The organism is Telluria sp. ZB4P36 (genome assembly GCF_059685865.1).
Map to the genome: position 1 here is coordinate 93,487 of NZ_JCASIE010000001.1, position 17,851 is coordinate 111,337.

The following is a 17,851-nucleotide window of genomic DNA, read 5'->3' on the forward strand; positions in this document are numbered from 1 at the left end:
GGGAATTATAGTGCATATACACGCACATATCAGTGAGTCAACTCAGCCCGCTTCTGCGGCACGGATCAGCATCGCGACCGATTCCGCGGCCATGCCCTCTTCGCGTCCGAGGAAGCCGAGCTTCTCGTTGGTCTTGGCCTTGATGTTGACCTGCTGCGGCGACACGCCCAGGTCTTCGGCGATGCGCGAGACCATCTGCGGGATGTGCGGCGCCATCTTGGGCTGCTGGGCGATGATGGTCGCGTCGATATTGCCGATGGTGTAGCCGGTGGCGACCACGCGGTGCGCCACTTCGCGCAACAGGGTGCGCGAATCGGCGCCCGCGAACATCGGGTCGGTGTCGGGGAAATGCTTGCCGATGTCGCCCAGGGCGGCGGCGCCCAGCAGCGAATCGATGATCGCGTGCAGCAGGACGTCGGCGTCGGAGTGGCCGAGCAGGCCGAGGCGGTGCGGGATGGTCACGCCGCCGACGATGAGCTTGCGCCCTTCGACCAGTGCGTGGCAGTCATAGCCGGTCCCGATGCGGAACGGCGGGGTGGGGTTCCAGGATGCTTGTGCCATAGTCATTCAGATGTTTGTTTCGGTTCGGTTCGGAAGGCTGCCAGGTAGATCTCGGCGATCCGGATGTCGGCCGGCAGCGTGACTTTGAGGTTGCGGGGATGCCCTTCCACCAACTTGGGGGCCAGTCCCAAGGCTTCAACCGCGCTGGCGTCATCGGTGATCGCGGCAGGATCGGTGACGGCGTCGAGCGCACGGCACAGCAGCCGGTAGCGGAACATCTGCGGCGTCTGGGCCAGCCACAGGCCATCCCTCGACACGGTGGCCACCTCGCCCGCCACGCTGCGCTTGACGGTGTCGACCACCGGCAGCGCCAGCAGGCCGCCGGCCGGGTGCTCACCCGTTTCGACGATCAGGCGCTCGATCAGTTCCGCATCCAGGCCGGGGCGGGCGGCATCGTGGACGAGGATCCAGTCCTCGGCCGCCACGCTGCCGTGCAGGGTGCGCAAGCCGTTGCGGATCGATTCCATGCGGGTGGCGCCGCCGCAGCGCAGCACCGTGACGCCCTCCGGCGGCACGAGCGCGTCGATGAAAGGATCATCGGGACTGACGACCACATAGGTGTGGGCGATCAGGGGACTCGTGCGGAAGGCATCGATGGCATGGCGCAGCATCGGCTTGCCGGCGACGGGCAGGTACTGCTTGGGGCTGCCGGCTGCCATGCGGGCGCCGACCCCGGCCGCGGGAAGCAACGCGAAATAGCGTTGCGAACAGGCTGAGGGTGTCGGTACTGCTGGGTTTGTCATTATTGCTTGCGTCGCTGTAAAGGTCCAAGCAAGGACTGTACCGCACCTCCGCAAACCTTGCCGAGGCGGGCATATTCCTGCGGCGAATCGATGGCGGCCTGCAAGCCCTCGACCTTCGCCATTTCGCTTTTAATATAAGGCATCCAGCCGCGGTCGATTTCGCGCTGGAGCAGGCCTTGTGCCTGGCCGGCGCGCGCATACAGCGGCTTGTCCTCGAAACGCCGGGCGAGCGCGAGGCGCACCCGCGCCTCGGCCTTGGGAAGGTAGTCGAGGTAGGCGTTCAGGTGGCGCATCTCGTGGGCCAGCACTTCTTCGTAAGCGCAGGAGCCGGGCCGGAATTCGCGGCTGACGTAGACCACGATCGGGGGATAGTGGAGCCTGATCTCGATGTGGGGCGCAATGCATTCGTAGCCGCTGGCCGGGTCGCTCAGCAGGCGCCCGCCGACGTTGATGCTGACGACCGATTCGGTGCGGGTCAGGCCCAGCACGACCTGGCCCGGGCGCGCCCTACCCTTCATCACGGTGAGCGAGCGAAAACCGACGGTGTTATCGATGCGAAAGCCGTTCCGGGTGCCGGTCAGCACCGACAGGGTCTCGCCGATCGTGTCCTCGCAGCGCGCCTGGAAGTCGGTGCGCGGCGCCGCCGTGGCAGCCAGCGCCCAGAACCACAGAACGAGCGCCAGCCAGGATTTCATGCCTCAGACGGGGTTCCAGGCGCCCGACAGGATCTTCTCGAGCCAGAACGTGCCGATGATGGTCTTCACGTCGGTGATCTCGCCGCGCTTCACCATCTCGAGCAGCTCGGGCAGCGTGACGCTGAAGGTCTCGAGGAATTCGCCGTCGTCGAGCTTCTGCTCGCCGGCGGTCATCTCTTCGGCCAGGAACAGCTCCAGGTGCTCGTCCGAATACGCGATCGCATTGTGGATGGTGCAGACGAAACGCCACTTCGCGGCCGTATAGCCGGTTTCTTCTTCGAGCTCGCGCTTGGCGCAGTCCAGGTGGTCTTCGCCCGGGTCGATCTTCCCGGCGGGGAATTCGATGAAGACTTGCGAATTGGGGTAGCGGAACTGGCGTTCCAGCAAAATGCGGCCATCGGGCAGCAGCGGCAGGATCACGACGGCGCCGGGGTGGCGGATGAATTCGCGGTGGGTGATCGAGCCGTCCGGCAGCTTGATGCGGTCGCGTTCTACTTTGAGGAAGGGGCCGTCATAGACGACGCCCCCGTCGATGCGGGTCTCGCGCAAATCCGACATGCAGTCTCCAGTGTGGTCTGCCAGGCCTGGCAGGGACGAAGGAAATCAGGCGCGGCGTTTGCGCAGGTAACGCAGGACGAAACCGGGGAACGCCAGCACCAGGAACAGGCAGCCGGTGATCGCATAGAACTCCCAGTTCTGCGCGAACACGCCGCCGATCCGGGATTCCAGCATGCGAGCCAGGAAGCCGACGACGAAGTATAAAACAATTAATTCGAGCAGGCGCAGCGGGAGGGACTTTGTGCGCAGACGGCCAGTAGAGGCGGAGGGGGGAATGCCGTCACCGGCGGTCTTCGGTTTCAGGGGAATGAAACCGAACACGCGCTCGGTGAGGAAAGGCAGGTTGGCGGCCGCGATCGAAATCGCGACCACCAGCCAGACCGCCAGGGAAGAATCCACCGGCGGCTTACCTGGCGAGGGTTGCCTGCATGGCGCTGTAGCACACCGCCAGCAGCCAGCCCGGGACGATACCCAGCAGGACCACGGCCACGCCGTTGAGCGACATCACGACGCGCATGTCGGTCGGGGTGTGGATGGCGGCGGTGTCCGCAGCTTCGTCGAACCAGATGGTCTTGACGATGCGCAGGTAGTAGAAGGCGCCGACCAGCGAGAACAGCACGGCCACGACCGACAGCCACACCATGCCCGCGTTCACGACCGCCTGCAGCACGGCCCACTTGGCCATGAAGCCGACCATCGGCGGCACGCCTGCCAGCGAGAACATGAGGACGGTCATGACGACCGCGAACCATGGCGAACGCTTGCCCAGGCCCTTGAAGTCGGCGATGGTCTCGGCTTCATGGCCGGCGCGTGCCAGCATCATGATCAGGCCGAAGCTGCCGACCGTGGTCAGGACGTAGGTGATGGTGTAGTACATCGCGGCGCTGTACGAGGCAGCGGCATCGCTGCTGTCGCCGTTGACCACGCCGGTCATCATGCCGAGCACCACGAAGCCCATCTGGGCGATGGTCGAGTAGGCCAGCATACGCTTGATATTGGTCTGGGCGATCGCGGTGATGTTACCCACGGCCAGCGACAGCACGGCCAGCACCAGCAGCATCTGCTGCCAGTCGAAGGCCATGGAGCCCAGGCCTTCCGGCAGCATGCGGATCACCATGGCGAAGGTCGCCAGCTTCGGTGCGCCGCCCAGCAGCAGGGTGACGGCGGTCGGGGCGCCCTGCACCACGTCCGGGACCCACATGTGGAAGGGAACCACGCCCAGCTTGAAGGCCAGGCCGGCGACGACGAACACCAGGCCGAACACCAGGATGTTGCGGTTGGCATCGGCGGTGGCGCTGACCTGGCTGATGACGGTCAGGTCGAGCGAACCGGTGGCGCCGTAGATCATCGACATGCCATACAGCAGGAAGCCCGAGGCCAGTGCGCCCAGGATGAAGTATTTCATCGCGGCTTCGGTCGACACGGCGTGGTCGCGGCGCAGGGCCACCAGGGCGTACAGCGACAGCGACATCAGTTCCAGGCCCAGGTAGAGCGACAGCATGCTGTTGCCCGAGATCATGATCATCTGGCCGAGCATCGAGAACAGCGCGAGCACGTAGAACTCGCCGCCCAGGTTACCGGACATCATGGCGCGGTCTTGCGTGTACTGGCGCGAATACACCAGGGTCATGGCGGTGGCCACGTAGGTCACCAGCTTGAGCAGGTTGGACATCGGGTCCGCCACGTACATGCCGCTGAAGGTGTACACGGTAGCGCCGGCGTTCATGTCGGCGAAGGTCAGCACGCCGCAACCGGCGATGGCCAGCAGGGACAGCGCGTAGGTCAGGTTGCGCTTCCCTTCCTTCAGGAACATGTCGATCAGCAGGATCGCGGAAGCCGCGATCAGCAGGAAGATTTCGGCATAGACCGGCGCCAGGTTGGTGTCGGTCGCCGCTAGCAATGTGGAGTTCATTTCGTTCATGGCAGTTTATTGAGGCAATTTGCCGGCTGCGACGTGCTGCAGCAGATCGGTGACCGACACCTGCAGCGTCTCGGCGATCGGCGCCGGATACAGGCCCATCCACAGGGTGGCGATGGCCAGCACGCCCAGGATGGCGAATTCACGGCCGTTCAGGTCGGTCAGTTCGGCGACGTTCTTGTTGCCGATCGGGCCGAACACGACGCGCTTGACCATCCACAGCGAGTAGGCGGCGCCCAGGATCAGGGCGGTGCCCGACGCCAGGCCGGTCCAGAAGTTGAACTCGACGGCGCCCAGGATGACCATGAATTCGCCGATGAAGCCCGAGGTGGCCGGCAGGCCGGCATTGGCCATCGAGAACAGCACCACGAAGGCGGCGAACTTCGGCATCGTGTTGACCACGCCGCCGTAGTCGGCGATTTCACGCGAGTGGACACGGTCGTACAGCACGCCGATGCACAGGAACATCGCGCCCGACACGAAGCCGTGCGAGATCGACTGCATCAGGCCGCCCTGCACGCCCAGGTCGTTGAACATGAAGAAGCCCAGGGTGACGAAACCCATGTGGGCGATCGACGAGTAAGCGACCAGCTTCTTCATGTCCTTCTGGACCAGGGCCACCAGGCCGATGTAGATCACGGCAACCAGCGACAGGCTGATGACAACCGGCGCCAGGTACTGCGAGGCGTCCGGGGTGATCGGCAGCGAAAAGCGGAGAAAACCATAGGCGCCCAGCTTCAGCATGATCGCGGCCAGCACCACGGAACCGCCGGTCGGCGCTTCCACGTGGGCATCCGGCAGCCAGGTGTGCACCGGCCACATCGGCACCTTCACGGCGAAGGCCATGAAGAAGGCGACGAAGATCAGGATCTGCTCGTTCATCGTCAACGGCAGCTTGTGCCATTCGAGGATGTCGAAGGAGCCCGAAGCGTTGTACAGGTAGATGATCGCGATCAGGGTCAGCAGCGAGCCGAAGAACGTGTACAGGAAGAACTTGAATGCCGCATACACGCGATTCGGGCCGCCGAACACGCCGATGATGATGTACATCGGGATCAGGGTGGCTTCGAAGAAGAAGTAGAACAGCAGGCCGTCCAGCGAGGCGAACACGCCGATCATCAGGCCCGACAGGATCAGGAAGGAACCCATGTACTGCGCCACGCGCTCTTCGATCACCTGCCATGCCGCCAGCACCACGATGATGGTGATGAAGGCGGTCAGCGGCACGAACCACAGCGACAGGCCGTCGACGCCCAGCTTGTAGAACACATTGAAGCGGTCGATCCAGGCTGCCGCTTCATAGAACTGCATGCCGTGGGCGGCATTGTCGAAGTTCATGATCAGCGGCAGGGTCGGCAGGAAGCTGACGACGGCGCCGACCAGGGACAGCAGGCGCACGAAACCGGCGTTCTTGTCACGGCCGACGGCCAGCACGATCAGGCCGAACAGGATCGGAAGCCAGATCGACAGGCTCAGGTAAGGAGGAAATGTAGAAATTGACTGCATCATTTTTCGCTTTTCTTATCGATCCCGATTAAGCCTGCCAGAACGGGAAGAACCACAGCAGGGTTGCCAGCACGCCGACGATCATCACGAACGCGTAGTGATAGATGTAGCCCGTCTGGAAGGTACGGGTCACCGTCGAGAACCAACCGACCAGCTTGGCCGAACCGTTGACCATCAGGCCGTCGATCAGGCCGCGGTCGCCCACTTTCCACAGGCCGCCACCGACGGCGCGTGCGCCGCCGGCGAAGACCATCTGGTTGAACTTGTCCATGTAGTACTTGTTGTCCAGCAGGGTGTGCAGGAAGGTGAACTTGGCATAGAACCAGGCAGGAACGCGCGGGTTGATCATGTAGCAGTAGTAGGCGGTCACGACGCCGGCCAGTGCCAGCCAGAACGGTGCGGTCTGCAGGCCGTGGATCGCCATCGCGGCGGCGCCATGGAACTCTTCGCTCAGGGTGGCCATCGCCGGGTGGTTCGGGTTCACGGTGATCACGCCCTTGAAGAAGTCGCCATGCAGCATCGGACCGATCGCCAGGTAGCCGATGATGACCGACGGGATCGCCAGCAGGACCAGCGGCAGGGTCACGACCCATGGCGACTCGTGCGGCTTGTCGCCCGGCTGCAGGCCGTGGTGGTGGTGGTCGTCGTGACCATGCTCGTCTTCTTCATGGTGCGCGTCCGAATCGTGGCCTTCGCTGTGCTTCACCGGGTGGTTCCAGCGCGATTCGCCATGGAATACCATGAAGTACATACGGAAGGAGTAGAAGGCGGTCACGAAGACGCCTGCCAGCACCGCGAAGTTGGCGAAGCCGGCGCCCGGGATGTTGGTCGCGTGCACTGCCTCGATGATCGAATCCTTCGAGTAGAAGCCCGAGAAGAACGGGGTACCGATCAGGGCCAGCGAGCCCAGCAGCGAGGTGATCCAGGTGATCGGCATGTACTTGCGCAGGCCGCCCATGTTGCGCATGTCCTGGTCGTGGTGCATGCCGATGATGACCGAACCCGCGCCGAGGAACAGCAGCGCCTTGAAGAAGGCGTGGGTCATCAGGTGGAACACGGCCACCGAGTAGGCCGAAGCGCCCAGCGCGACGGTCATGTAGCCCAGCTGCGACAGGGTCGAGTAAGCGACGACGCGCTTGATGTCATTTTGAATGATGCCCAGGAAGCCCATGAACAGCGCCGTGATCGAACCGATCACGATGACGAAGCTCAGCGCGCCGTCCGACAGTTCGAACAGCGGCGACATGCGCGCCACCATGAAGATGCCGGCGGTAACCATGGTCGCGGCGTGGATCAGTGCCGAGATCGGGGTCGGGCCTTCCATCGAGTCCGGCAGCCAGACGTGCAGCGGGAACTGCGCCGATTTACCCATCGCGCCAATGAACAGGCAGATGCAGGCTGCGGTCAGCAGCGGCCAGCCGATGCCCGGGACGGTCATGCCGACCAGCTTGTCGGCCTGGGCGAAGGTCTCGCCGTAATGCATGGTGCCCGAGGCGGCCAGAAGCAGGCCGATGCCGAGGATGAAGCCGAAGTCGCCGACACGGTTGACCAGGAAGGCCTTCATGTTGGCGAAGATCGCGGTCGGACGGGTGTACCAGAAGCCGATCAGCAGGTAGGAGACCAGGCCCACCGCTTCCCAGCCGAAGAACAGCTGCAGGAAGTTGTTGGACATGACCAGCATCAGCATCGCGAAAGTGAACAGCGAGATGTACGAGAAGAAGCGGTTGTAGCCTTCGTCCTCGGCCATGTAGCCGATCGTATAGATGTGGACCATCAGCGACACCGAGGTGACCACGCACATCATCATCGCCGACAGGGTGTCGATCTGGAAGCCGACGGCCAGCTTGAGCGTGCCGACGTTCATCCAGGTGTAGATGTCTTCATTGAAGGTGGCGCCGTCGAGCACCGCCATCAGGGTCTGGACCGAGATGATCAGCGCGATCAGCACGCCCAGGATGGTCGCGGTGTGCGACACCTTGCGACCGACCACATTACCGAAGAACTTGGTGCCGAGCAGGCCGGCAATCGCCGAACCTGCGAGCGGCGCCAGCGGCACCGCCAGTAACATTGAGGAAGAGAGTTGCCCCGCCATGTTGAACCTTAATCGTTATTGTTAATCAACCGAGACCGTCAGCCCTTGAGGCTGTCGAGGTCTTCCACATTGATCGTGTCCAGGTTACGGAACAGGACCACCAGGATCGCCAGGCCGATCGCCGATTCGGCGGCCGCGACGGTCAGAATGAAGAACACGAAGATCTGCCCCGCCGCGTCTCCCAGGTAGTGCGAGAACGCGACGAAGTTCAGGTTCACCGCCAGCAGCATCAATTCGACGGCCATCAGCAGGATGATGATGTTCTTCCGGTTCAGGAAGATACCGATCACCGAGATCGCGAACAGGATCGCGCCCAGGATCAGGTAGTGTGCGAGCGACAAAGTCATGGTGCCTCCTTCGGTGCTGCGGCCGCTGCTGCTGCCGCTTTTTCAGCATTCGCTGCATCGATCGCGCGCTGGTTGACCGCATCCATCTTGACGATGCGCAGGCGGTCGTTACGCTTGACGCGGACCGCGAGGGCCGGGTCGATTGCTTTGGTGTCCTTGCGCTTGCGCAGGGTCAGGGCGACGGCGGCAATGATCGCCACCAGCAGGATCACGGCCGCGATCTCGAAGCCGTAGATGTACTTGGTGTAGATCAAGAGGCCCAGTTCCTTGGTGCCGCCGATGTTCAGCGCGGCGGCCTCGGCCGACAGGTCGGTCTCGTTGAAGGCGCGGTACAGCACGGCGGCCATCTCGAGCACGATCAGGGCGCCGATGCTAGACGCCACCGGCAGGTAGCCCCAGAAGCCTTCGCGCATGCGGTCGATATTAATGTCGAGCATCATGACGACGAACAGGAACAGCACCATCACGGCGCCGACGTAGACCAGCACCAGCACGATGGCCAGGAACTCGGCCTTCAGCAGCAGCCAGATACCGGCTGCGTTGAAGAAGGCCAGCACCAGGAACAGCGCGGCGTGGACCGGGTTCTTGGTGGTGATGACGCGCAGCGAGGCCAGCACCATGATGGCCGCGAACGCGTAGAACAGGAAAGTGGTGAATTCCATGAATGACTGCCTCTTCTTATCGGTACTTCGCGTCCGCTTCGCGGGCGGCGGCGATGTCGTTTTCGTAGCGGTCACCCACGGCCAGCAGCATCTCTTTGGTGTAGTAGAGGTCGCCGCGCTTTTCGCCGTGGTATTCCAGCACATGGGTCTCGACGATCGAGTCGACCGGGCAGGACTCTTCGCAGAAGCCGCAGAAGATGCACTTGGTCAGGTCGATGTCGTAGCGCGTGGTGCGGCGGGTGCCGTCCTCGCGCTGTGCCGATTCGATGGTGATCGCCATGGCCGGGCAGACTGCCTCGCACAGCTTGCAGGCGATGCAGCGCTCTTCCCCGTTGGGGTAGCGACGCAGCGCGTGCAGGCCGCGGAAGCGGTTCGACATCGGCGTCTTCTCTTCCGGGTACTGGACCGTGATCTTGCGCGACAGCGCGTACTTGCCGGTCAGGGCCAGGCCCTTGAAGAGTTCGGACAGCATCAGGCTGCCGACAATTTCTTTAATCCGATTCATTTTGTGTTTGCTTCCTTACTTCACAGCAGTCCAGATGTTCCACGGCGTCTGCATCCAGGCGGCGACAAACACCAGCCAGATCAGGGTCAGCGGGATGAAGACTTTCCAGCCCAGGCGCATGATCTGGTCATAGCGGTAACGCGGGAAGGTGCCGCGAACCCAGATCATCAGGGAGACCAGCAGGAACATCTTCAGGAACAGCCAGAAGAAGCCACCGATCGCGCCGAACTCCAGGAAGGCGAACGGAGCCGACCAGCCGCCCAGGAACATGATGGCCGCCAGGGTCGAGATCAGGATCATGTTGGCGTATTCGGCCAGCATGAACATCGCGTAGGACATGCCCGAGTACTCGACCATGTGGCCGGCGACGATCTCCGACTCCCCTTCCACCACGTCGAACGGGTGGCGGTTGCACTCTGCCAGGCCGGACACGAAGTAGATGACGAACAGCGGCAGCAGCGGCAGCCAGTTCCAGGACAGGAAGGTCAGGCCCATGTCGGCCATGGTGCCCATTTGCTGGCTCAGGACGATGTCCGACATGTTCAGGCTGCCGGTCACCATCAGGACCACGACCAGCACGAAGCCGATCGGGATTTCATAGGAAATCATCTGGGCCGAGGCGCGCATCGCGCCCATGAACGAGTACTTCGAGTTCGAGGCCCAGCCGGCGATGATGATGCCGTAGACTTCCATCGAGGTGATCGCCATCAGGAACAGCAGGCCGGCGTTGACGTTGGCCAGCGCGGCTTGCGGACCGAAGGGCACGACCGCCCAGGCGGCCAGGGCCGGCATGATGGTCATGATCGGGCCGATCACGAACAGGCTGCGGTTGGCCTTGGTCGGGATGACGATTTCCTTGAGCAGCAGCTTGAGCGCGTCGGCGATCGGCTGCAGCAGGCCTCCCGGGCCCACGCGGTTCGGGCCCACGCGGATCTGGATCCAGCCGATCAGCTTGCGCTCCCACAGGGTCAGGTAAGCGACCAGGCCCATCAGCGGCAGCAGCACCACGAGGATCTTCATGACGGTCCAGGCCAGCGGCCAGACCGGGCCAAGCAGGTCAGCCCCGCCGGCGTTCAGTGTATCGATGAAACCGGGCGTTGCCATTATTTGCCGCCTCCTGCTTGTTCAACTGCTTTTTCAACATTGATCTCACCGAACATCGGGCCCAGTGCCGCAACGGCCGGGTGGCCGGCGGCCACGCGCACCGCGTTCGACGGCAGGCGTGCGTCCACGTTGGCGACCAGCACGGCGCTGCCCGAGCCCTGCGACACGCGCACCAGGTCGCCGGCCTTGACGCCGATCTGTTCGGCGACGGCCTTCGACAGGCTCACCAGCGGCGCATTCGCGTCGGCGGTGCGCTGCAGCGGTTCCGAGCGGCGCGACAGCGCGTCGGTGAAGTAGATCGGCACGTCGGCGACGCGCTCGAGCTGGCCGGCCGGGGCGGTCTGGCCCACGGTCGGCGCCAGCTTGGCAACGTTGTTCAGCTTGGCCGACAGGTCGGTATTGCCCTTGCCGATGGCTTCGTCGCGGATCGATTCCGAAGTTTCGTAGTCGAAGCCCGACAGGCCCAGCAGGTTGCCCAGCACGCGCAGCACTTTCCAGGCCGGACGGGTTTCGCCGAGCGGCTTGACGGTGCCGTTGAAGCTCTGTGCGCGGCCTTCGCAGTTGACGAAGGTGCCGGCGGTCTCGCTGAACGGCGCGATCGGCAGCAGCACGTCGGCGAAGTCCATGCCGTGCTTGAAGGCGGACATGGCGACGACCATCTCGGCGCTGTCCAGTGCGGCACGAGCCTGCTGCGGATTGGCCGCATCCAGTTCCGGTTCCGCGTTCAGCAGCACGTAGGCTTTCTTCGGGCTGGCGAAGACCGCTTCGCCCTTGCCCGTCGCGCCGACGATATAGCCGCCGACGGTGTTGGCGGCGTCGACCAGGTAGCCGAAGGAGCAGCCGGTCTGCTCGGCGATCCACTGCGCGGCGGCGTGGATCTTCGAAGCTTGCGGGTGATACGAGGCAGCGTTACCCAGCAGGACCGCGCCCGGGGTGTCGACGCCGACCAGGGTCGCGGCGATGCCGCGGGCACCCTCGCCTGCCTGGACGTTCTCGAAGCCCGATGGTGCGGCGACGCCCTTGGCACCGGCCACGGCCGACACGACTTCCGACAACGCGGCCAGCCAGTCGGTCGGTGCGGCGATCAGCTTGTTCGCGATCGGCATCAGGAGGTCGTCATCGCTGGAGCCCAGCAGCGACAGCTTGGCGCCGCCCTTGGTGGCGACGCGCAGGCGGGTCGCGACCAGCGGGTGGTCCTTGCGCAGCGAGGAACCGATGACGAAGGCGCGCTTCAGTTGCGAGAAGTTCGCGATCGGCATGCCCAGCCACGGGGTGACCTGGCCGTCCAGCGCGAAGTCGGCCTGGCGCAGGCGGAACTCGATGTTGTCCGAGCCAATGCCGCGGGTCATCTTGTTCAGCAGGTAGAGCTCTTCCAGGGTCGAGTGCGGGGTGGCGACAGCGGCAATGCTGTCGGCGCCGTGCTCGTGGCGGATGTTACGCAGGCCATGGGCCACGTATTCCAGCGCGGTCTGCCAGTCGGTTTCCTGCCACACGCCGCCCTGCTTGATCATCGGGTTGACCAGGCGGTCGGCGTTGTCCAGGGCTTCGTAGGAGAAGCGGTCCTTGTCCGACAGCCAGCATTCGTTGATGGCTTCGTTTTCCAGCGGCAGCACGCGCATGACCTTGCCGCCCTTGACCTGGACGATCAGGTTCGAACCGAGCGAGTCGTGGGGCGCGATCGACTTGCGGCGCTGCAGTTCCCACGGACGTGCCGAATAGCGGAAAGGCTTGGACGTCAGGGCGCCGACCGGGCACAGGTCGATCATATTGCCCGAGACTTCCGAGTCCACGGTCTTGCCCACGAAGGTGGTGATTTCCGAGTGCTCGCCGCGGCCGACCATGCCGAATTCCATTACGCCGGCCACTTCCTGGCCGAAACGCACGCAGCGGGTGCACTGGATGCAGCGCGACATCTCTTCCATCGAGATCAGCGGGCCGGCCTCTTTCGGGGCCACCACGCGCTTCTCTTCGTCGTAGCGCGAATTGCTCTTGCCGTAGCCGACGGCCAGATCCTGCAGCTGGCATTCGCCGCCCTGGTCGCAGATCGGGCAATCCAGCGGGTGGTTAATCAAGAGGAACTCCATCACCGACTTCTGTGCCTGCACCGCCTTGTCGCTGTGGGTGCGCACGATCATGCCCGGCGACACCGGCGTGGCGCAAGCCGGCAGCGGCTTCGGCGCCTTCTCGACTTCGACCAGGCACATGCGGCAGTTCGCTGCGATCGACAATTTCTTGTGATAGCAGAAGTGCGGGATGTAAGTCCCGAGTTTGTTTGCGGCGTCCATCACCATGGAACCTGGTGCGACTTCGACTTTTTTGCCGTCTAATTCAATTTCAACCATTTGATCGTTACCTGACCTGGTTTAAAGGTATGCGGGCACGAGGCAGTGCTTGTGCTCGATGTGATATTCGAATTCCTCGCGGAAGTTCTTGATCATCGCTTCCACCGGCATCGCCGCTGCGTCACCCAGGGCGCAGATGGTGCGGCCCTTGATGTTGAAGGCGATGTTGTTCAGCAGGTCCATGTCTTCCGGACGGCCCTTGCCGTGTTCGATACGGTGGACCATGCGGTACATCCAGCCGGTGCCTTCACGGCACGGCGTGCACTGGCCGCAGGATTCTTCGTAGTAGAAGTAGGACAGGCGGAGCAGCGACTTGACCATGCAGCGGGTCTCGTCCATGACGATCACGGCGCCCGAACCCAGCATCGAACCGGCCTTGGCGATCGAATCGTAGTCGAGGTCGGTATCCATCATGACCTCGCCGCGGATCACCGGCGCCGACGAACCGCCCGGGATGACTGCCTTGATCTTCTTGCCGCCACGCATGCCGCCGGCCAGCTCCATCAGCTTGGCGAACGGGGTGCCCAGTGGGACTTCGTAGTTACCCGGACGCTCGACGTCGCCCGAGATCGAGAAGATCTTGGTGCCGCCATTGTTCGGCTTGCCGAGGCCCATGTAGTTCTCAGGACCGATGTTCAGCAGGAACGGGACGGCCGCGAAGGTCTCGGTGTTGTTGATCGTGGTCGGCTTGCCGTACAGGCCGAACGAGGCCGGGAAAGGCGGCTTGAAGCGCGGCTGACCCTTTTTACCTTCCAGGGACTCGAGCAGTGCGGTTTCTTCGCCGCAGATGTAGGCGCCGTAGCCGTGGTGGGCGTGCAGCTGGAACGAGAACTCCGAACCCATGATCTTGTCGCCCAGGAAGCCGGCGGCACGCGCCTCTTCCAGCGCTTCTTCGAAGCGCAGGTATTCCTGGAAGATCTCGCCGTGGATGTAGTTATAGCCCACGGTAATGCCCATCGCGTAGGCGCCGATGGCCATGCCTTCGATCAGCGCGTGCGGGTTGTAGCGGATGATGTCGCGGTCTTTAAACGTACCCGGCTCGCCTTCGTCGGTGTTGCAGACGAGGTATTTCTGGCCCGGGTACTGGCGCGGCATGAAGCTCCACTTCAGGCCGGTCGGGAAACCGGCGCCGCCGCGGCCCCGCAGGCCCGAGGCCTTCAGGTCGGCGATGATCTGTTCCGGCGAAATCTTCTCTTCGATGATGCGGCGCAGCGCCGAATAGCCGCCACGCTTGACGTAGTCGGCCAGGCGCCAGTTGTCGCCATTCAGGTCCTTGAGGATCAGCGGATTGATGTGACGGTCGTGCAAGCTGGTCATTTCTTCAGTTCCTCTACCAGAGCGTCGATTTTTTGATCGTTCATGAACGAGCACATGCGATGGTTATTCACCAGCATCACCGGTGCGTCGCCGCAGGCGCCCATGCACTCGCCTTCCATCAGCGTGAACTGGCCGTCGGCGGTGGTGTCGCGGTAGTCGATGCCCAGCTTGTCCTTCAGGTACTGGCCGGCGCGCTCGCCGCCCGACAGGGCGCACGGCAGGTTGGTGCAGACCGTGATCTTGGCCTTGCCGACCGGCTTCAGGTTGTACATGTTGTAGAAGGTCGCGACTTCCTGCACGGCGATGGCCGGCATGCGGATGTAGTCGGCGATTTCCTGCATGGTTTCCGGCGACAGCCAGCCCAGTTCGACCTGGGCGTGGGCCAGCGAAGCCATCACGGCCGACTGGCGTTGATCGGCTGGGTACTTGGCCAGCTCGCGATCGATTTTTTTATAGCAATCCTGCGATAACATAATCTTCTCCTGCCTCTTAGCGGTCGATACTGCCGAACACGATATCCTGCGTACCGATGATGGCCACTGCGTCGGCAATCATGTGGCCACGCGACATTTCGTCGAGGCTCTGCAGGTGGACATAGTCCGGGGTGCGGATCTTCAGGCGGTAGGGCTTGTTGGCGCCGTCCGACACGATGTAGATGCCGAACTCGCCCTTCGGGTGCTCGACCGCGGCATAGGCCTCGCCTTCCGGCACGTGGAAACCTTCGGTGAACAGCTTGAAGTGGTGGATCAGCGATTCCATGTTGGACTTCATGTCCATGCGGTTCGGCGGCACGATCTTGTGGTTGTCGATCATGACCGGACCCTGGTTCACGCGCAGCCAGGCGATGCACTGCTTGATGATGCGGTTCGACTGGCGCATTTCTTCGATACGCACCAGGTAGCGGTCGTAGGAGTCGCCGTTGGTGCCGACCGGGATGTCGAAGTCGAGGTTCGCATACGCCGCGTAGGGCTGCATCTTGCGCAGGTCCCATTCCACGCCCGAGCCGCGCAGCATGGCGCCGGTGAAGCCCATGGCCTTCGCGTCTTCCGGCGACACCACGCCGATGCCGACGGTACGCTGCTTCCAGATACGATTATCGGTCAGCAGGGTTTCGTACTCGTCGACATAGCCGTCGAAACGCTTGGTGAAGGCATCCAGGAAGTCCAGCACCGAACCCTGGCGGTCGCGGTTCAGTTCGTCGATCGCCTTCTTCGAGCGGATCGGCGATTCCTTGTGCTGCGGCATGCGGTCCGGCAGGTCGCGGTAGACGCCGCCCGGACGGTAGTAGGCCGCGTGCATGCGCGCGCCCGACACCGCTTCGTACACGTCGAACAGGTCTTCGCGGTCACGGAAAGCGTACAGGAAGGGACCCATGGCACCGATGTCGAGCGCGTGCGCGCCCAGCCACATCAGGTGGTTCAGGATACGGGTGATCTCGTCGAACATGGTGCGGATGTACTGCGCACGGATCGGCGCCTCGACGCCCAGCAGCTTCTCGATCGCCAGCACGTAGCCGTGCTCGTTGCACATCATCGACACGTAGTCGAGGCGGTCCATGTACGGGACCGACTGCAGGTAGGTGCGGGTCTCGGCCAGCTTCTCGGTGCCGCGGTGCAGCAGGCCGATGTGCGGGTCGGCGCGCTGGATCACTTCGCCGTCCAGCTCCAGCACGAGGCGCAGCACGCCGTGCGCTGCCGGGTGCTGCGGACCAAAGTTCAGGGTGTAATTCTTAAGCTCAGCCATTATTTCGATGTCCCGTAGGTTTCTTCACGGATCACGCGCGGGATGTTCTCGCGCGGCTCGATCGTCACCGGTTGGTAGATCACGCGTTTCTGTTCAGGGTCGTAGCGCATTTCGACATAGCCCGTGATCGGGAAGTCCTTGCGGAACGGGTGGCCGATGAAGCCGTAGTCGGTCAGGATGCGGCGCAGGTCGCCGTGGCCGTCGAACAGGATGCCGAACAGGTCGAAGGCTTCGCGCTCGAACCAGTTGGCGGCGCGCCAGATCGGCGTGATCGTCTCGACCATCGGCATGTCGTCGTCCGGGCAGAACACGCGCACGCGCACGCGCCAGTTATGCTGAAGCGACAGCAGGTGCACGACCACCGCGAAACGCGGGCCGTCCCAGGTGCCTTCGCCATACTGGGAATAGTCGACGCCGCACAGGTCGATCATCTCTTCGAATGCCAGGGCCGGGTCGTCGCGCAGGGCCTGCATCGATTTGATGTAGTCGGCGGCCTTGACCACCACGGTCAGTTCGCCCAGCGCCGAGGTGATCGCGGCGCCCTCGCCCAGTGCATTTTTCAGGGCGAGTTCAAGGGTTTCGAGTTTAGTCGTCATGGTGTTTCGCTGTTCTTAGCGCGCGATGGTGTTGGTGCGCTTGATCTTGTTCTGCAGCTGCATGATGCCGTACAGCAGTGCTTCCGCAGTCGGCGGGCAGCCCGGCACGTAGACGTCGACCGGGACGATGCGGTCGCAGCCGCGCACCACCGAGTACGAGTAGTGGTAGTAGCCGCCGCCGTTGGCGCAGGAACCCATCGAGATCACCCAGCGCGGCTCGGCCATCTGGTCGTACACTTTGCGCAGGGCGGGAGCCATCTTGTTGCACAGCGTGCCGGCGACGATCATCACGTCGGACTGGCGCGGCGATGGGCGGAACACAATGCCAAAACGGTCGAGATCGTAGCGGGCAGCGCCCACATGCATCATCTCGACCGCGCAGCATGCCAGGCCGAACGTCATCGGGAACATCGACCCGGTGCGCGCCCAGTTGATCAGCTTATCGGCTGTGGTGGTAATGAAACCTTCGTTTAATACGCCTTCAATTGCCATGGCTTATTCCCAATCAAGGGCACCTTTCTTCCAGATGTACCAGAAACCGACGATGAATTCGGCGATGAACACCATCATCGTGACGAAACCGGTCCAGCCCAGTTCGCGCATCGAGACGCCCCATGGGAAGAAGAATGCCGTTTCCAGATCAAACAAAATAAACAGGATCGCCACCAGGTAGTAGCGAACGTCGAACTTCATGCGCGCGTCTTCAAAGGCTTCGAAGCCGCATTCATACGGGGACAGCTTGGCTGCGTCGGGACGGTGCGGGCCAAGGATGCGGCCGAGCACCTGAGGAGCGACACCGACACCGATGCCAACCAGGATAAAGAGAAGAACGGGGAGATAATTTTCGAGGTTCACGATGAAGCCTATTCTGAACGATCGGTTAATGAAACACTGCAGGGCTGCAGCGCCGACCCGTCCGAACCTGGCTGAGGACCTTCCACCAGGACCGCACGAATCGTAAAAAAGCCAGCTCAGGCAGGAGAGCGGTTGCTCATTGCGCCCTTGCTGGCTTCTTTGTATCTTGGTGCCGACGGCGAGACTCGAACTCGCACAGCTTGCGCCACTACCCCCTCAAGATAGCGTGTCTACCAATTTCACCACGTCGGCTGGAGACCAGTATTTTAACCTGCTTTAGCACTACTTTTCAATGCACAAATTGCGC

19 protein-coding genes and 1 tRNA gene are annotated in these 17,851 nt (G+C 62.9%); all 20 read right to left on the minus strand.

The genetic code is table 11. The annotated features are described in order from the left end of the window. Positions 1–42: 42 nt before the first annotated feature. Positions 43–561 carry a 2-C-methyl-D-erythritol 2,4-cyclodiphosphate synthase gene (ispF, locus tag AC56LK_RS00420; RefSeq protein WP_497182614.1) on the minus strand — a complete coding sequence of 173 codons (519 nt, stop codon included), beginning with the start codon at positions 559–561 and terminating at the stop codon, positions 43–45. A gap of 2 nt (positions 562–563) precedes the next feature. Beyond that, positions 564–1,304, minus strand: coding sequence for a 2-C-methyl-D-erythritol 4-phosphate cytidylyltransferase (gene ispD, locus AC56LK_RS00425; RefSeq protein ID WP_497182615.1), 741 nt, complete (start codon positions 1,302–1,304; stop codon positions 564–566). Continuing rightward, on the minus strand, positions 1,304–1,999 hold the full coding sequence (locus AC56LK_RS00430; protein WP_497182616.1) for a hypothetical protein: 696 nt from the start codon (positions 1,997–1,999) through the stop codon (positions 1,304–1,306). Before AC56LK_RS00430 ends, ispD begins: the two co-directional genes overlap by 1 nt. A 3-nt stretch (positions 2,000–2,002) precedes the next feature. Continuing rightward, entirely contained in the window at positions 2,003–2,557 is a 555-nt protein-coding gene (locus AC56LK_RS00435) for an NUDIX domain-containing protein (RefSeq protein ID WP_497182617.1), read from the minus strand. Positions 2,558–2,602: 45 nt separating this feature from the next. Continuing rightward, positions 2,603–2,956 carry a DUF2818 family protein gene (locus AC56LK_RS00440; protein ID WP_497182618.1) on the minus strand — a complete coding sequence of 118 codons (354 nt, stop codon included), beginning with the start codon at positions 2,954–2,956 and terminating at the stop codon, positions 2,603–2,605. A gap of 7 nt (positions 2,957–2,963) precedes the next feature. Then, on the minus strand, positions 2,964–4,478 hold the full coding sequence (nuoN, locus tag AC56LK_RS00445) for an NADH-quinone oxidoreductase subunit NuoN (RefSeq protein ID WP_497182619.1): 1,515 nt from the start codon (positions 4,476–4,478) through the stop codon (positions 2,964–2,966). 6 nt (positions 4,479–4,484) lie between these two features. Beyond that, positions 4,485–5,984, minus strand: a complete 1,500-nt coding sequence (locus tag AC56LK_RS00450; RefSeq protein WP_497182620.1) for an NADH-quinone oxidoreductase subunit M — start codon at positions 5,982–5,984, stop codon at positions 4,485–4,487. 25 nt (positions 5,985–6,009) lie between these two features. After that, entirely contained in the window at positions 6,010–8,073 is a 2,064-nt protein-coding gene (gene nuoL / locus AC56LK_RS00455) for an NADH-quinone oxidoreductase subunit L (protein ID WP_497182621.1), read from the minus strand. A gap of 38 nt (positions 8,074–8,111) precedes the next feature. Next, a complete protein-coding gene (nuoK, locus tag AC56LK_RS00460; protein WP_027863874.1) occupies positions 8,112–8,420 on the minus strand; it encodes an NADH-quinone oxidoreductase subunit NuoK in 309 nt (102 codons plus the stop codon). Next, on the minus strand, positions 8,417–9,082 hold the full coding sequence (locus tag AC56LK_RS00465) for an NADH-quinone oxidoreductase subunit J (protein WP_497182622.1): 666 nt from the start codon (positions 9,080–9,082) through the stop codon (positions 8,417–8,419). The genes nuoK and AC56LK_RS00465 overlap by 4 nt, the downstream gene beginning before the upstream one ends. 16 nt (positions 9,083–9,098) lie before the next feature. Beyond that, the gene (gene nuoI, locus AC56LK_RS00470) at positions 9,099–9,587 is read right to left on the minus strand and encodes an NADH-quinone oxidoreductase subunit NuoI (RefSeq protein ID WP_027863876.1); all 489 of its coding nucleotides are present in this window, start codon (positions 9,585–9,587) and stop codon (positions 9,099–9,101) included. A gap of 15 nt (positions 9,588–9,602) precedes the next feature. Continuing rightward, complete coding sequence (nuoH, locus tag AC56LK_RS00475; RefSeq protein WP_497182623.1) at positions 9,603–10,691, minus strand: NADH-quinone oxidoreductase subunit NuoH; 1,089 nt, start codon at positions 10,689–10,691, stop codon at positions 9,603–9,605. After that, positions 10,691–13,033, minus strand: a complete 2,343-nt coding sequence (gene nuoG / locus AC56LK_RS00480; protein ID WP_497182624.1) for an NADH-quinone oxidoreductase subunit NuoG — start codon at positions 13,031–13,033, stop codon at positions 10,691–10,693. Before nuoG ends, nuoH begins: the two co-directional genes overlap by 1 nt. A 21-nt stretch (positions 13,034–13,054) precedes the next feature. Beyond that, positions 13,055–14,350, minus strand: a complete 1,296-nt coding sequence (gene nuoF, locus AC56LK_RS00485; RefSeq protein WP_436105156.1) for an NADH-quinone oxidoreductase subunit NuoF — start codon at positions 14,348–14,350, stop codon at positions 13,055–13,057. Next, a complete protein-coding gene (nuoE, locus tag AC56LK_RS00490; RefSeq protein WP_436105155.1) occupies positions 14,347–14,823 on the minus strand; it encodes an NADH-quinone oxidoreductase subunit NuoE in 477 nt (158 codons plus the stop codon). The genes nuoF and nuoE overlap by 4 nt, the downstream gene beginning before the upstream one ends. 16 nt (positions 14,824–14,839) lie before the next feature. Continuing rightward, a complete protein-coding gene (locus AC56LK_RS00495) occupies positions 14,840–16,093 on the minus strand; it encodes an NADH-quinone oxidoreductase subunit D (RefSeq protein WP_497182625.1) in 1,254 nt (417 codons plus the stop codon). Continuing rightward, a complete protein-coding gene (locus AC56LK_RS00500; RefSeq protein WP_497182626.1) occupies positions 16,093–16,689 on the minus strand; it encodes an NADH-quinone oxidoreductase subunit C in 597 nt (198 codons plus the stop codon). The genes AC56LK_RS00495 and AC56LK_RS00500 overlap by 1 nt, the downstream gene beginning before the upstream one ends. A gap of 15 nt (positions 16,690–16,704) precedes the next feature. After that, positions 16,705–17,181 carry a NuoB/complex I 20 kDa subunit family protein gene (locus tag AC56LK_RS00505; RefSeq protein ID WP_020654624.1) on the minus strand — a complete coding sequence of 159 codons (477 nt, stop codon included), beginning with the start codon at positions 17,179–17,181 and terminating at the stop codon, positions 16,705–16,707. A 3-nt stretch (positions 17,182–17,184) separates the two neighbouring features. Continuing rightward, positions 17,185–17,544, minus strand: a complete 360-nt coding sequence (locus tag AC56LK_RS00510; protein ID WP_436105152.1) for an NADH-quinone oxidoreductase subunit A — start codon at positions 17,542–17,544, stop codon at positions 17,185–17,187. A gap of 167 nt (positions 17,545–17,711) precedes the next feature. After that, a tRNA-Leu gene (locus tag AC56LK_RS00515) sits at positions 17,712–17,796 on the minus strand. Positions 17,797–17,851: the final 55 nt, after the last annotated feature.

Excerpts from the sequence above, each read along its gene's own strand:
- AC56LK_RS00500 (WP_497182626.1), bottom strand. The coding sequence starts at position 16,689 with ATGACGACTAAACTCGAAACCCTTGAACTCGCCCTGAAAAATGCACTG.
- nuoE (WP_436105155.1), bottom strand. The coding sequence starts at position 14,823 with ATGTTATCGCAGGATTGCTATAAAAAAATCGATCGCGAGCTGGCCAAG.
- AC56LK_RS00495 (WP_497182625.1), bottom strand. The coding sequence starts at position 16,093 with ATGGCTGAGCTTAAGAATTACACCCTGAACTTTGGTCCGCAGCACCCG.
- nuoH (WP_497182623.1), bottom strand. The coding sequence starts at position 10,691 with ATGGCAACGCCCGGTTTCATCGATACACTGAACGCCGGCGGGGCTGAC.
- nuoI (WP_027863876.1), bottom strand. The coding sequence starts at position 9,587 with ATGAATCGGATTAAAGAAATTGTCGGCAGCCTGATGCTGTCCGAACTC.
- ispF (WP_497182614.1), bottom strand. The coding sequence starts at position 561 with ATGGCACAAGCATCCTGGAACCCCACCCCGCCGTTCCGCATCGGGACC.
- ispD (WP_497182615.1), bottom strand. The coding sequence starts at position 1,304 with ATGACAAACCCAGCAGTACCGACACCCTCAGCCTGTTCGCAACGCTAT.
- nuoL (WP_497182621.1), bottom strand. The coding sequence starts at position 8,073 with ATGGCGGGGCAACTCTCTTCCTCAATGTTACTGGCGGTGCCGCTGGCG.
- nuoK (WP_027863874.1), bottom strand. The coding sequence starts at position 8,420 with ATGACTTTGTCGCTCGCACACTACCTGATCCTGGGCGCGATCCTGTTC.
- nuoF (WP_436105156.1), bottom strand. The coding sequence starts at position 14,350 with ATGACCAGCTTGCACGACCGTCACATCAATCCGCTGATCCTCAAGGAC.
- AC56LK_RS00505 (WP_020654624.1), bottom strand. The coding sequence starts at position 17,181 with ATGGCAATTGAAGGCGTATTAAACGAAGGTTTCATTACCACCACAGCC.
- AC56LK_RS00430 (WP_497182616.1), bottom strand. The coding sequence starts at position 1,999 with ATGAAATCCTGGCTGGCGCTCGTTCTGTGGTTCTGGGCGCTGGCTGCC.
- AC56LK_RS00465 (WP_497182622.1), bottom strand. The coding sequence starts at position 9,082 with ATGGAATTCACCACTTTCCTGTTCTACGCGTTCGCGGCCATCATGGTG.
- nuoN (WP_497182619.1), bottom strand. The coding sequence starts at position 4,478 with ATGAACGAAATGAACTCCACATTGCTAGCGGCGACCGACACCAACCTG.
- nuoG (WP_497182624.1), bottom strand. The coding sequence starts at position 13,033 with ATGGTTGAAATTGAATTAGACGGCAAAAAAGTCGAAGTCGCACCAGGT.
- AC56LK_RS00450 (WP_497182620.1), bottom strand. The coding sequence starts at position 5,984 with ATGATGCAGTCAATTTCTACATTTCCTCCTTACCTGAGCCTGTCGATC.
- AC56LK_RS00435 (WP_497182617.1), bottom strand. The coding sequence starts at position 2,557 with ATGTCGGATTTGCGCGAGACCCGCATCGACGGGGGCGTCGTCTATGAC.